Annotated in this window: 13 protein-coding genes; 4 read left to right on the top strand and 9 right to left on the bottom strand. The window is 67.2% G+C overall.

What is annotated here, in order from left to right:
- Positions 1-61: 61 nt before the first annotated feature.
- Positions 62-337, top strand: a complete 276-nt coding sequence (locus EV580_RS07195; RefSeq protein WP_255496786.1) for a hypothetical protein — start codon at positions 62-64, stop codon at positions 335-337.
- Between the two features lie 13 nt (positions 338-350).
- On the opposite strand, the gene bluB is transcribed toward EV580_RS07195, so the two are convergent.
- On the bottom strand, positions 351-995 hold the full coding sequence (gene bluB / locus EV580_RS07190) for a 5,6-dimethylbenzimidazole synthase (protein WP_133690358.1): 645 nt from the start codon (positions 993-995) through the stop codon (positions 351-353).
- A 123-nt stretch (positions 996-1,118) separates the two neighbouring features.
- Between bluB and EV580_RS07185 the strand changes: the two genes are divergently transcribed.
- Positions 1,119-2,066 (top strand): alpha/beta fold hydrolase, encoded by a 948-nt coding sequence (locus tag EV580_RS07185; protein ID WP_133690357.1) that lies wholly within the window; start codon positions 1,119-1,121, stop codon positions 2,064-2,066.
- Here EV580_RS07185 and EV580_RS07180 read toward each other — a convergent pair.
- From EV580_RS07180 to EV580_RS07165, 4 genes are all read right to left on the bottom strand, one after another.
- Entirely contained in the window at positions 2,063-3,418 is a 1,356-nt protein-coding gene (locus EV580_RS07180) for a flavin monoamine oxidase family protein (RefSeq protein ID WP_133690356.1), read from the bottom strand. The two genes, EV580_RS07185 and EV580_RS07180, sit on opposite strands and share 4 nt — an antisense overlap.
- Before the next feature lie 67 nt (positions 3,419-3,485).
- Positions 3,486-4,466 carry a TIGR03617 family F420-dependent LLM class oxidoreductase gene (locus tag EV580_RS07175; RefSeq protein ID WP_133690355.1) on the bottom strand — a complete coding sequence of 327 codons (981 nt, stop codon included), beginning with the start codon at positions 4,464-4,466 and terminating at the stop codon, positions 3,486-3,488.
- A gap of 4 nt (positions 4,467-4,470) precedes the next feature.
- Entirely contained in the window at positions 4,471-5,583 is a 1,113-nt protein-coding gene (locus EV580_RS07170) for an Rv3169 family protein (protein ID WP_133690354.1), read from the bottom strand.
- Between the two features lie 6 nt (positions 5,584-5,589).
- On the bottom strand, positions 5,590-6,729 hold the full coding sequence (locus EV580_RS07165) for a phosphotransferase family protein (protein ID WP_133690353.1): 1,140 nt from the start codon (positions 6,727-6,729) through the stop codon (positions 5,590-5,592).
- A 42-nt stretch (positions 6,730-6,771) separates the two neighbouring features.
- On the opposite strand from EV580_RS07165, the gene EV580_RS07160 reads away from it, so the two are divergent.
- Together EV580_RS07160 and EV580_RS07155 are read left to right on the top strand one after the other, a co-directional pair.
- Positions 6,772-7,374, top strand: coding sequence for a TetR/AcrR family transcriptional regulator C-terminal ligand-binding domain-containing protein (locus tag EV580_RS07160; RefSeq protein WP_133690352.1), 603 nt, complete (start codon positions 6,772-6,774; stop codon positions 7,372-7,374).
- A gap of 14 nt (positions 7,375-7,388) precedes the next feature.
- Positions 7,389-8,276, top strand: coding sequence for an SDR family NAD(P)-dependent oxidoreductase (locus tag EV580_RS07155; RefSeq protein WP_133690351.1), 888 nt, complete (start codon positions 7,389-7,391; stop codon positions 8,274-8,276).
- Positions 8,277-8,292: 16 nt separating this feature from the next.
- On the opposite strand, the gene EV580_RS07150 is transcribed toward EV580_RS07155, so the two are convergent.
- From EV580_RS07150 to EV580_RS07135, 4 genes are all read right to left on the bottom strand, one after another.
- Positions 8,293-9,156, bottom strand: a complete 864-nt coding sequence (locus EV580_RS07150; protein WP_286171481.1) for a DUF4344 domain-containing metallopeptidase — start codon at positions 9,154-9,156, stop codon at positions 8,293-8,295.
- An 85-nt stretch (positions 9,157-9,241) separates the two neighbouring features.
- On the bottom strand, positions 9,242-10,003 hold the full coding sequence (locus EV580_RS07145) for an enoyl-CoA hydratase (protein WP_133690350.1): 762 nt from the start codon (positions 10,001-10,003) through the stop codon (positions 9,242-9,244).
- A complete protein-coding gene (gene nuoN / locus EV580_RS07140) occupies positions 10,003-11,568 on the bottom strand; it encodes an NADH-quinone oxidoreductase subunit NuoN (protein ID WP_133690349.1) in 1,566 nt (521 codons plus the stop codon). The genes EV580_RS07145 and nuoN overlap by 1 nt, the downstream gene beginning before the upstream one ends.
- On the bottom strand, positions 11,565-13,130 hold the full coding sequence (locus EV580_RS07135; RefSeq protein WP_133690348.1) for an NADH-quinone oxidoreductase subunit M: 1,566 nt from the start codon (positions 13,128-13,130) through the stop codon (positions 11,565-11,567). The genes nuoN and EV580_RS07135 overlap by 4 nt, the downstream gene beginning before the upstream one ends.
- Positions 13,131-13,132: the final 2 nt, after the last annotated feature.

Below are 13,132 nucleotides of genomic sequence, written 5' to 3'. Positions count from 1 at the left end.
CACAGAACGGGTGTGGATGGGATTTGGGCTCGGTGGCGTGGATTGAGGTATACCTATGCCCATGGCACTGGCGAAGATCGCCCTGGCAACGGCGCTTCTCTTCAGCGTGTCGGCAGCTCCGCTCGCGGGTGCCGAGCCGGTCTGCGTCAACCCCGATGGCAGCCTCTGCTCGGTCGGCCCGAATGGGGTGTCGGGTGGCATTCCGGGCGGAGCGAGCGGTAGTGCGGGCTGGGGCGGTGCCAGCGGATCAATCCCGAACGGGCCCAGCGGATCAGCGTGGCCCGGCGGGGCCAGTGGCTGCATCCCGGGCCTGGGTTGCTACTCGGTGGGTCGCTAAGAGGTTAATTCGTTCAGCTCCAACGGTTCTCGCTGACGAACTCGGCGAGCGGCCTGCCGAACGTCCACTCGTCGATCTCGAGGGCGGGACGGTCGGGAAAATCGGGTACCGGTCCAAGGCACAGGATCGCCACGGGCTCGGCATCGGCGGGCATCTCGAGTAGCTCGCCGAGGCGCTCTGGATCGAAGATCGATACCCACCCCATGCCGAGACCTTCGGCGCGCGCAGCCAGCCAAAGGTTTTGGATGGCGCACGACACCGAGGCCAGATCCATGTGCGGCATGGTGCGCCGGCCGAACACATGCCCGTCGCGGCCCTCGCCGAGGGCGACCACCAGGACTTCGGCGCAGTCGAGGATGCCTTCGACCTTGAGCGCCAGGAATTCGGCGGACCTGGTGCCCAAGGCAACCGCGGTCTGCTGACGTTCCTCGTCGACCAGCGCGTGGATCTTGTGTCGCAGACCGTCGTCGGTGATGCGCAGGAACCGCCACGGCTGCATCAGGCCGACACTGGGCGCGGCGTGCGCCGCGGCCAGCAGCCGGGTGAGCACCCTCTCGGGGATCGCGCTGCCGGGGATGAACCTGCGCATGTCCCGGCGTTCGTTGATCACCCGGTAGACGGCGCGGCGCTCCTCGTCGGAGAACGCGTGGTCGGTCACCGGGCCATCTTAGAGAGGCACGGACCGGTAACCACGGGCGCGGTCTGACGGTTCGGGAGCATTGTTCCGGCTACTCTGATAACCCCGGTGGGGCAGCGTCGCCGCACCGACCAAGGGGGAATCATGTCGGTGTCCCATGCGGCCGTTCGCAGTGGCCCCGCGCTGCCGCCCAGCCAAGTCGTCGAGGTCAAGGCCGCCGACGGCACCCGCCTGCACACGGAGGTCTTCGGGCCGGAGGACGGCTATCCGATCGTGCTGGCGCACGGCATCACCTGCGCCATCCGGGTCTGGCACGAGCAGATCAACGACCTGTCCCGCGACTACCGGGTGATCGCCTACGACCACCGCGGGCACGGTCGCAGCGGGCTGGCCCGCCGGTCGGCCTACAGCCTCGGCCACCTGGCCGGTGACCTGGATGCCGTCCTGTCGGCCGCCCTGCGACCAGGGGAGCGGGCCGTCATCGCGGGACATTCGATGGGCGGGATCGCGATCAGCGCCTGGTCCGACCGGTACCGGCACCGCGTGGCTCAGCGCGCCGATGCGGTTGCCCTGATCAACACCACCACCGGTGACCTGCTCAAAGAAATCGACCTGCTGCGCGTTCCGGCGATGCTGGCCGGCGGCCGGTCGGCTGCCGCGCGCCGGATGATCAAGACGTTCGGCGGGGCTCCCCTGGTGCGCGGCGCCCAGCCGGGCAGTCGCTGGTTCGTGGCGTTGATGGCCGTCGGGGCCGGATCCGACCCCGCGGTGGCCCGCCTCATCCACGAGCTGTTCGCCGCCACACCTGCCGCTGGACGTGGCGCCTGGGCGCGAGCACTGGTCGACGAGATGGGACCGCGTCATATCGACCTCTCCGGCCTGACGGTGCCGACCCTGGTCATCGGTAGCACCAAGGACCGGCTGCTGCCGATGTGCCAGGCCCGCAAGATCGCCGACGCCGCCCCCAACCTGGTCGAACTGGTCGAGATCCCGGGCGGGCACTGCGCCATCCTGGAGCACCCCGAGGCGGTCAACGCGCATCTGCGCACGTTGGTCGAATCGGTCAGCGCGCAGCGGCGCATCAGCTCCTAAAGCGTCGCGGCGACCTCGGCTGCCGCGCGCTGCCCGGCGCGCACCGCACCGTCGAGGAATCCGGTCCATTCGTCGGCGGTCTCGGTGCCCGCCCAATGCAGCGGCCCGACCGGCTTGCGTAACAGCGGCCCGAATTCCGTCCAGACTCCCGGCGGTACCGCGGCCGTCGGGCCGCCGGCAGCGAAACTCTCTGCGCCCCAACAATGATCGACGTACTCGATCGGGTTCTGGGCATCCGGGCCGAACAGTGCGGCAAACCCGTTGAGCGCGGCTTGGCGCCGCTGTTCGGGGCCCAGCGCGTCGAACCCGCGGGAGTCGACGAAGCCCAGCAGCACTCCAGGGCCGTCGTCGCCGGGACTGACGTCGAAGGTGATGAACACCGGCCCCTGATCCGACAGCGCCTGGCCGGACAGGCTCTTGTCCCGCCAGAACGGCCGCGGATACGCGGCGTAGGCCTTGCTGAGCGCGCCTTGCGGCCAGCGCTGGGCCAGCTGTTGGTAACCGATCGGCGGGGGTGGGGCGATGTCGATGGCCAGGCGGTGCGCCGGAGGGATGGCCAGGATTGCGCGGCGGCCCTCGACGACACCACCGGATGACGCCACCGCGACCGCATCCTCGGACCATTCGATTCGGGAGACGACCGAGTTGAGCCGGACCCGGTCGCCCAGCTCGGCGGCCATCTTGAGCGCGATCTGCTGTGTGCCACCGGGGAAGTGGTCCTGCTGGGCGCCGCCGACGACGTCGAGCATGCGATCCAGCCCGCCGGCGGCCATGACGTAGCGGACCGCGTGCAGCATCGACACCTCGTCCGGCTCGGCGCCCCAGGTCACCCGGGCCATGATGGCCAGTAGATCGCGCGTGGAGGCGCTGGCGCGCACCGAGTGCAACCAGCCGCCCAGCGAAACCGCGTCGAGCTGCTTGGCCTTCGGGGAGGCCCACGGCGAGGTGATGTCGATGGTCCGTGCGAGACGGCCGAACTGCCACTGGATCCGGCCGATATCGAGCAGCTGCAGCAGCGACAGCCGGGGGATCGTGCCGCGATAGGACCGCACCCGGCCACGCCACCGGATGAGGTTGGCGCCCTCGTTGTAGGTGGGTTCGGTGGGGCAGCCGAGCTCCTTGGCCAGCGCCACGACGGCGTCCTGGGTGGGGCCGACGAAGGTGCCGCCGAGGTCGACGGGGACACCGGCCAGCGTCGTGGTGCTCGAGCGTCCGCCGACCCGGTCGCGGCCCTCCAGCACCACGACGTCGAATCCGTCTTTTACCAGCTCACGTGCCGCTGCCAAGCCGGAGAAGCCGGCGCCGATGACCACAACGTCATAACCCACCCCACCAATGTTGCCTGTCCCCATCGCCCAAACCAACGTTTGGCCGCGAAAGTGCGAGTGGATACCGACAGAACGTCGATCTCGGCACAGGTCAGCGGGCGAGTTCGTCGACGATCTCGGCGAGCGTGTCGGTGGCGATCGGACCCGGCTGGTACAGGCAGGCGGTGTCGCCGACGCCGTCCACACGTTCGCGGATGTGCGCCGCGATCTGCTTGGGCGTACCGCATGCCACGATCGTGTGCAGCATCTCGTCGGTGATCAGGCCGGCCATCTCCAGCCATTTGCCTTGTTTGGACATCGAATTCAGCTCGGGCTGCAGATCGCCCCAGCCGTGGATGTCGAGCACCGGACGGTAGGCCGGGGTGGATCCGTAGAACGACAGCAGCCGCCGCGCCGCATCGTGGTCGTCGCCGGCCGACACGATGATCTCGGGCACCACCGCGAACGAGTCCTCCGTCCGCCCGGCTGCCGCCAACCCCTCCCGCACCGCGGGCATCGTCGACTCACGCAGGAACTTTGCCGAGCCGAACGGCATCACGAGAAGCCCGTCGGCCACTTCTGCGGTGGCGCGGGTCAGTCGTGGGCCGAGTGCCCCGACGTAAATCGGTGGCGGCCCAAAGGGATTCGGTCCGGGATTGAACGTCGGCGTCATCAGAGTGTGCCGGTAGAAGTCGCCGCGGAAGTCCAGGCGCTCACCGGTCTCCCAGGTGTTGAAGATCGCGCGCAGCGCGCGGACCAGCTCGGTCATCCGTACGACAGGCTTGTCGAACTGCGCGCCGTAACGCTTCTCGATCTGGGCCCGCACCTGAGTGCCCAGCCCGAGCGTGAACCGCCCCTGTGCGAGCAGTTGGTGGTCGTAGGCCTGGTGAGCCAGCTGGATCGCGTTGCGTGGGAACGCGATTGCGACGTTGGTCATCAGGTCCAGGCCGCCGACGCCGGACGCCAGCGTCAGCGGAGCGAAGACGTCGTGCGGCCCTTCAAAGGTGAAGACACCGCTGGCACCGGCATCGCGCAGCGCGCGGGCGCGATCCACCGCATCGGTGGGCCCGAACAGGGCGGTCAGGACTTTCACTGTGTCAGGGCGCGACCGTCAGCCAGTCGGCGAAGCCCGACGGGTCGTGGCGACCCAGCGCGCCGTGCTCGAACAGACCCCAGCCCTCGAACGACGAGGTGCCGTCGTGGCAGACCGCGCGTCCGACGTGGTCGATCACGCCGAACGCCGAACGCCCGATGATGCCCGGGTCGGTCATGTCGTAGGTGAGCCGCTCGGTGAACTTCTCGCCCTTCCAGGTGCCGTGGATCCAGTCCGAGTCGCCGCCGTAGCCGCCGCCGACATGAATCGGTACCGGCAGCTTGGACTCGACGTCGAACCGCAGTGGCGCACCGGAGGCATCGGTGGCCTCGATGGTTGCACCGGTGGGAATCCTTGTGCCGGAACGGTAGTGGATCTTCACCCGCGGCCAGCCCAGCTGCTCGACTCGGCCGTCGCGCCAGATCCGCGTGCAGTCGTTCAGCGAGCGGAAGCCATCGGGCGCCTCCTGGATGATGAGCACGATCGCGAAGTCGTCGAAGGCCATCGGCACGTACAACCACCACATGCCCTCGAACGGCGGGTCGGCGGGACGGCCCGCCGGCTCGGCCTCACCGACCGGGCGGATACCCCAGGAGCGGTCGCGGCTGCCGAGCCAGGTCGACGGGTCGACGGTGATCTCCTCGCCGTCGATGGCGATATGCCCTGCCCACGAACCCACTTGGGCGAATCGCTGCGCGTCCAGCGTGATCCGGTTGCCCTGGCGCATGACGTGCCGCTGCTCCTGGACGACTGGGAACAGGCCTTCCCAGGTGAGATCGAGGGCCATGCCCTCGGTCTCGTCCATCACGATCCGAATCTTCTGCAGCGGCTCGACGACCTCGAGGCGGTAACTGTTGACGTGCTGATTGAGGCGATCCTGGTCGATCGCGTCGGAGAGATGTACCGCGGTCTGTGTGTCACCGCGGCGTACCAGCACGTAGGCGTCCTTGACCCCGAGGTTGGGGTAGTACCCCATTCCGGTGATCAGGAAGATGTCGCCCGTCCGGTCGTGGGCATTGAAATAGTTGCGGTCGTAGAAGTTTCGATCCGAGGAATCCGGCCACGCGATCGGCAGCGGCGCCTGGTGGACGGGGTATTCGTCGAGCGGTCCGAGCATGCGGGTTCAGGCCTCCTCAATGAGCCGGCGCAGTAGGCCGGCATGGTAGAACGTCGACTCGACGTCCTCGGGCTTCTCGATCTCACCGAAGTGCACGCGCCGCGCGCCGGTGCGCATGAACACGCAGCACCAGATCACTCCGGAGTAGACGTAGAACCAGCGCAGGTCGCCGAGTTCGACCCCGGTCAGCTTCTCGTAGGTGGCACGGACGTCCTCTTCGCGCATGACGTCGGGCAGGCCTGGCATGCCGGCCAGACCCGCAAGCTCCTGGAACACCATGTGCGCGAAGATGATCCACGCGACGTCCAGCTCGCGCGGACCCAGTGTGGCCATCTCCCAGTCCAGTACCGCGACCGGGCGGAAGTCTTCGTAGAGTACGTTGCCGACCCGCGAGTCACCCCACGCCAGAACGGGTTCGGTTGCGGCGACGTCGGTGGGGAAGTTGTCTTCCAGCCACGCCAAGGCGGTTTCGACCAGCGGCGAGCGGCCGATATCGGGAACGGCGAACTCGTACCAGCCCTTGAGCCAGTTCAATTGGCGGCGCAGCGGTGTGTCACCAGCGGGCACGGCCTCGGCCAGGAAGCCGAAGGTGTCCGCCGCGTTGGGGATCGCGTGCAGCTTGGCCAGAACCTCGACCGTGGAGTCCTGCAGCGCGCGCTGCTGTTCGGCGGGCGCATCGGCGAACCAGTTGCCGCCGAAGGTGTAGGGCATCACGTCGGGCGGGACGATGCCCGCGACATGGTCCATCAGGAAGAACGGGGCGCCGAGCACCGTGCCAGTCGGGTCGATCCAGCGCACCTTCGGCACCGGAACGTCGGTCAGCTCGCCGACCAGGCGGATGACGTCGAACTGATGATCCATCCGGTAGGTGATGAAGACCGGAACGTCTTCGGTGGTGGGTGCCACCCGGGCCACCCACTTCTGCTCGACCTTCGTGCCGTCCTCTTCCCAGCGCCCGGTCAGGATGATGGTCTCCGACGACATGCCATTCGAGTCGATGCCGCTTTCGACAGTCACCTCGGGCTTCACGCCGCCGGGCATGACGGTGGACAGCCATTCCGACAGCAGCGCGGGAACGGTGCTGACGTCACGGCCGGAACGCTGCAACCGATCGAGGTCGGTTTCTACAGACGGTTGGTTGGTCACCTTTGTCCTCTCCAACCCTATTACGATACGGTGGGTAGCGTTATGAAAGCAGAAGCGTCTTCGCTTGACAAGACCGCGGTCCCGGGGCGGCCCCGCGATCCGCGTATCGACGCTGCCATATTGCGTGCAACGGCGGAGCTCCTTGTCGAAATCGGTTATCCGAATCTGACTTTGGCGGCTGTCGCCGAGCGGGCGGGCACCACGAAGACCGCGCTGTACCGCCGCTGGTCCAGTAAGGCCGAGCTGGTCCACGAAGCCGCCTTCCCGACCGCGCCCACCGCGCTGGCCACCCCCGCAGGCGATTTCCCCGCCGACGTGCGCGCCATGTTGGCCGCCACCCGCGACGTCTTCACCAGCCCGGTGGTGCGCGCCGCGCTGCCTGGCCTGATCGCCGACATGAGTGCCGACGCCGCCCTCAACGCCCGGGTGATGGCCCGGTTCACCGATGTGTTCGCCGCAGTGCGCGATCGCCTCGTGGAGGCGGTGCACTGCCGGGAAGTCCACGCCGATGTCGACCCGGAACGCCTTATCGAACTGATCGGTGGTGCGACGATGATGCGATTGTTGTTGCGCCCCGAGGATGATCTCGACGCGAACTGGGTGGACCAGACGGCGGCGATCCTCGTGCACGGGGTTGCGCTGTAGAGAAGAGGAACGCGATGAGTGGACGATTGGCCGGCCGAAGTGCCATCGTCACCGGCGCCAGCCGAGGACTGGGCCGCGCGACCGCGCTGGCCCTGGCCGCCGAAGGCGCCGCGGTGGCGGTGGTGGCCCGCACCCAACAGCAGTGGGACGAGCGGCTGCCGGGCACGATCGGCGAAACCGTCGCGGCCATCGAATCCGCCGGCGGGCGGGCCGTGGCCATCCAGGCTGATCTGCTCGACCGCGATGACCTGCCCAGGCTCGTCGACGAAACCCGTGCCGCACTGGGACCCGTCACGATCCTGGTCAACAACGCCGCCTTCACCGCTCCGGGCCGTCCACCCAAGCCCGACGCCGCACCGAAGCAGCAGAAGCCCACGGGCGCACCGGCTACGGTCAACGCCGACTGGCCGGGCTTCCTCGCGATCCCGCCCAATGCCTATCGCCGGCATTTCGAGATCGGCGTCTTCGCCTCCTACGAACTCATCCAGCTGGTCGCCCCTGACATGTTCGCCGCGGGCGTCGGCTCCATCATCAACGTGACGTCGGTGGCCTCCCGGGTGCCGGGAGACGGGCCGTACCAGAATTTCGGCGGCGGTGTGCTGCCCGGCTACGGGGGATCCAAGGCGGCGTTGGAGCACCTGACCTGGTGTGCGGCCTACGATCTGCAGCGCCATAACATCGCGGTCAACGCGCTGGCTCCATCGCGGCCGATCCCGACGCCGGGCTTGTCGTACTACCGCAACGAGTTCGCCAGTGTGTCCCCGGATGACGAGTTCGCTCGCGCCGCAGTCGAACTCGCACTCGTCGATGCCAATGTCGTCACCGGACGGACCATCGGACACCTCGAAGTGCTCGACGGCAGCTTCGCCCCGTTCACGAATACCGAGTCCGCGCTGGGATAGAGGTCGTTCCGGGCAGCTACTTCAAGTGCGGGCCCAGCAACTGACTCCACGCGTGGCTCAGCTTGTCCCATTCGTCCTCGCACAGCTCGGCCCGGCTCTGCGGAAGATGGCCGTCGCCGACCAGGTCGCCGTTGGCCGCCGGGTCCGACCCGTACAGCCAGCATTCCATGTTGAAGGCCCTGACCTTGTTCGGCGAATGGCCACCGGCGAGGTCGGTGTCATCGAGTTCACCGGCGGCCTCGGCATAGCCTTGGAATTCACGTGCTGAGTCTTTGATGGCTTGCACATTGGCCGGGTCCACCTTGCCGTCCGGCCCCGGCGTCAACAGTATGTAGGCCGAAAGCTGGTCGGCGACATCCTCTTCGCGGCCGGTGATGGGTAGGTCGTACAGGCTGATCACCATATGGCCGAGCTCGTGGTAGAAGGTGGCGATCTCTCCGTTGACGGTGGACGCCCTCGGATCGGCGTCACCGGCCTTGGTGTAGATCTCCAGACCCTCCGTCGCTTCTTCATAGCAGAGCGTCACCGAGTTCTCGGCCGGGTCCCACCACGCGTTGGCCGTATCGCACTGCTTGCCGACCAACTGGATGTCGTGCGGCAGTTTGAGGGTGTTGTTGACGCTATCCGAGAGATGGTTCAGGAGGTTGGCCTCCTGTTGGATATCGCGGCCCGTCTTGGCCTCGGGCGAGGTGGCGTCGTCGTACCTGGGAATCATCGAGCCCGGCGCATCGTGAGCCGACTGCGCCGGGTTCGCCTCTGCCGTCGAGGCACTGACGGTGGACTCGGGAAGCTGATCGGGATGCGATTCCGCGTTGCCGCACGCGCTGACCAGTACCACCAGGCCGATGAGAGCCGCACCGGTGCGAACGCAGTCTGTCACGAGACCTATTGAATCACTCGCGCGCCGAGATCGACGAAATGTTGCGATCTACTCGCACTTTCGCGCCCATACGTCGGTTTGGGCGCTAGTGAATCTGCCGCTTGTTGCGTTCGGCGACCTCACGCTGGCGGGCCGCGAGCTGCGCGGTGTCCACCATGGACGCTCCCGCAACAGCGCGTTCGGCCGTCAGCGCCGGCCCGGTGACCGCCGCGGTCCCGGTGCGATAGATCTCCTTCAAGCCGGCCATGGTCGGCCCGGGAACCTCCGCGATCTGGCCTGCAAGTTCGAGCGCACGGTCCAGAAGCTGTTCGTGGGCAACCACTTCGGTGACCAGCCCGATCTTCTCGGCGCGGTGCGCGTCGACCACCTCACCGGTCATCGACAGGCGCCGGGCCATCCCGGAACCCACCAGGCGTGGCAGCCGCGCCGTCATCCCGCCACCGGGCAGGATCCCGACCCGCGCGTGAGTGTCGGCGAAAACCGCACGCTCCGAGGCGATCAGGAAGTCGCACGCCAGGGCGATCTCCAGGCCACCGGTGAACGTCGGACCGTTGATCGCGCCGACGACCGGCTTGCTCAGCTCGACGATCGCGTTCATGCAGTTCATCTTGTCGAACCGGCCGAAGTAGTCCATGCCCAGGTTTTGCGCCTGCTTGAGGTCGACGCCCGCGCAGAACGCCGGGTCGGTCCCGGTGAGCACCACCGCGCGCACGGAGTCGTCGGCACCGGCCTCCCCGAGTGCGGCGTAGAGCGCCTCGAACAGTTCCGTGCTCAACGCGTTGCGCACCTCGGGCCGGTTCATCGTCAAGACCCGGACGGCGCCGTGGTTATCGCTGAGAAGGATCATCAGTTCAGGAATCTAGCCGCATGGTCGACGAGGTCGAGCAGCGGCTGGGGTAGCGCACCGAGCGCGAACGTGATGGCCGCCGTCAGGGTGATCGTCGCGACGCTCAGCGAGCTCGGCGTGACGACCTCCGGGGCGTTCTCGGGTGGGTCGGTGAAGAACATCAGCACGATCACCCGCACGTAGAAGTAGGCGGCGATCGCCGAGGCGATCACGCCCACCACCACCAGCGGGATGGCTCCGCCCTGCCCGGCGGCTTTGAACACCGCGAACTTGCTGACGAAACCGCTGGTGAGCGGGATACCGGCGAACGCGAGCAGGAACAGCGAGAACACCACGCCGACAAGGGGATAGCGGCGACCGAGCCCAGCCCAGCGGGCCATATCGGTCTCCTCAGCACCGTTGGCGTCGCGCACCACACTGACCACCGCGAACGCGCCCAGTGTGGAGAAGCCGTAGGCGAACAGATAGAACAGCGTGGCCGACAGTCCGGCGGGGTTGGCGGCGATCACACCGGTGAGGATGAAACCGGCGTGTGCCACAGCCGAATACGCGAGCATCCGCTTGACGTCGGTCTGGGTCACCGCGGTGACGGTGCCGACGGCCATGGTCAGGATGGCCACCGCCCACAGCACGGGCCGCCAGTCGTGATTGAGGCCGGGTAGCGCCACGTAGAAAAGGCGCAGCATCGCTCCGAACGCGGCGACCTTGGTGGCCGCGGCCATGAACGCGGTGATCGGGGTCGGTGCGCCCTGATAGACGTCGGGAATCCAGGAGTGGAACGGCACCGCGCCGACCTTGAACAGCACGCCGACGGTGACCAGTGACGCGCCGATCAGCGCCAGCGCAGTGTTGTCGGTGCTGGTCTCGATGGCCCGTGCGATACCGGTCAGGCTCAGGGTGCCGGCGTAGCCATAGAGCAGGGCGATGCCGTAGAGGAAGAAAGCCGACGAGAACGCGCCCAGCAGAAAGTATTTCAGCGCGGATTCCTGGGACAGCAGCCGTCTGCGGCGAGCCAGGCCACACATCAGGTACAGCGGCAACGAGAACACTTCCAGCGCAATGAACATCGTCAGCAGGTCGTTGGCGGCCGGGAAGATCATCATGCCGCCGATGGCGAACATGGTCAGCGGGAACACCTCGGTCTGCACCAGCGCGGCTTTGGTGGCGATCTTCTCCGCGACGCTGCCGGGAACGGCCGACGCGTCGGGGGTGAACGCATCCAAACCCGCTGCGCTGTCGTCGAATTCGGCGGGTACTCGTCGCTCGGCGATCAACAGGACCCCGAGGATCCCGATCAGCAGGATGGTGCCCTGCAGGAACAGCGCGGGCGCGTCCACGGCAACCGCACCCACCACGACGGCCTGGCCGACCCCGCCGTGCAGGCCACGACCCAGCAGCACCACGGCGACGAACGCGGCCACCAGCCCGGCCAGACTCAGGGCAACCTGGCTGGGGTATCGGGCCTTGCGGGGGGCGAAGGCCTCGACGAGCACCCCGGCGACGGCCACCCCGAGGACGATCAACATCGGTGACACCTGGCCGTATTCGATGCTGGGCGCGTTCATGGACGGGTTCCCTCCGCGACGGTGGGTGCCGGGTCGGGCTGATGAATCGACGTCAGCGTCGCGGTCACCGCGGGGTTGATGACGTCGAGCGCGACCTTCGGATAGATCCCGAGCCCGATCAGCAGCCCGATCAGCGGAGCCACCACCAGAAGCTCCCGCGGCCGCAGATCCCGCACCTTCTCGTTGCCGTCGGTGACCGATCCGGTCATCATCCGCTGATACATCCACAGGATGTAGACCGCCGAGAGCACCAGCGCCGCCGATGCGATGACGGCGAAGGCAGGGTAGCGGGTGAATGTGCCGATGAGGACCAGGAATTCACTGATGAACGGCGCCAGCCCGGGTAACGACAGGGTCGCCAACCCCGCGATCAGGAAGGTGCCGGCGAGGATGGGTGCGACTTTCTGGATGCCGCCGTAGTCCGCGATCACCCGGCTGCCGCGCTGGCTGACCAGGAAGCCGGCAATGAGGAACAGTGCGGCCGTGGAGATGCCGTGGTTGACCATGTACAGCGTCGAGCCGGCCTGACCTTGGCTGGTCATCACGAAGATGCCCAGGATGATGAAGCCGAAGTGGCTGATCGAGGTGTAGGCGATCAGCCGCATGACGTCGGTCTGCCCGATGGCCAGGATGGCGCCGTAGACGATCCCGATCACGGCCAGCGCGATGATCACCGGCCGGAAATAGGTTGCCGAGTCGGGGAATAGCGGCAGGCAGTAGCGCAGCATCCCGAACGTGCCGACCTTGTCCATCACCGCCATCATCAGCACCGCCGAGGCCGGCGTGGCCTGTACCGCGGCATCCGGCAGCCACCGATGGAACGGCCACAGCGGCGCTTTCACCGCGAACGCGAACATGAAGCCGAGGAACAGGGCGTTGGCGACACCGGGTTGCATGGTGAACGCTCCGGTTGCGACGGCGTCGGCGATGGCGCGGAAGTCGAACGTGCCGGCGTCGAACGTCTTGCTGGCCGACGTGACGACATAGAGCCCGATGACCGCGGCCAGCATGATCAACCCGCCGAACAGGTTGTACAGCAAGAACTTCACCGCCGCTTTGGACCGGTTCTCGCCGCCGAAGCCACCGATCAGGAAGTACATCGGGATCAGCATGGCTTCGAAGAACACGTAGAACAGCAGGATGTCCAGCGCGACAAGCGACATCATCACCATGCCCTCGACGGCGAGCATCAGCGCGATGTAACTGTGCGGCGCCCGGCCGGATAAGCCCGGCCGGTCGTCGGCGTCGTTCCAGCCGGCGATCAGCAGCAACGGCATCAGGACGGCGGTGAGAACGACGAGTGCCAGCGCGATCCCGTCGAGGCCGAGGATGTAGCCGGTGCCGAATGACGGTATCCACGGGTGGTTTTCGACGAACTGGAACTGCGTGCCCGCCGGATCGAACCGCACCGCGAGCAGAAGCGACAGCGCCAGCACCGCCAGCGAGACGACCACGCCGGCGTACTTGGCGAAGTGCCGCAGCGAGGCCGGGAGCACGATGATCAGCGCCGCACCGACAACGGGGATCGCCCACAGGATGGTCAGCCAGGGAATGGTTGTCATCG

It is taken from the genome of Mycobacterium sp. BK086 (assembly GCA_004362315.1).
In the GTDB taxonomy this organism is placed as follows: Bacteria; Actinomycetota; Actinomycetes; order Mycobacteriales; family Mycobacteriaceae; genus Mycobacterium.
This window is presented reverse-complemented; position numbering and strand designations above follow the sequence as displayed.

Coding starts and splice junctions, on each gene's coding strand:
- EV580_RS07180 (WP_133690356.1), bottom strand. CDS start 3,418: ATGGGGACAGGCAACATTGGTGGGGTGGGTTATGACGTTGTGGTCATC.
- EV580_RS07155 (WP_133690351.1), top strand. CDS start 7,389: ATGAGTGGACGATTGGCCGGCCGAAGTGCCATCGTCACCGGCGCCAGC.
- EV580_RS07145 (WP_133690350.1), bottom strand. CDS start 10,003: ATGATCCTTCTCAGCGATAACCACGGCGCCGTCCGGGTCTTGACGATG.
- EV580_RS07160 (WP_133690352.1), top strand. CDS start 6,772: ATGAAAGCAGAAGCGTCTTCGCTTGACAAGACCGCGGTCCCGGGGCGG.
- EV580_RS07195 (WP_255496786.1), top strand. CDS start 62: ATGGCACTGGCGAAGATCGCCCTGGCAACGGCGCTTCTCTTCAGCGTG.
- EV580_RS07185 (WP_133690357.1), top strand. CDS start 1,119: ATGTCGGTGTCCCATGCGGCCGTTCGCAGTGGCCCCGCGCTGCCGCCC.
- nuoN (WP_133690349.1), bottom strand. CDS start 11,568: ATGAACGCGCCCAGCATCGAATACGGCCAGGTGTCACCGATGTTGATC.
- EV580_RS07170 (WP_133690354.1), bottom strand. CDS start 5,583: ATGCTCGGACCGCTCGACGAATACCCCGTCCACCAGGCGCCGCTGCCG.
- EV580_RS07135 (WP_133690348.1), bottom strand. CDS start 13,130: ATGACAACCATTCCCTGGCTGACCATCCTGTGGGCGATCCCCGTTGTC.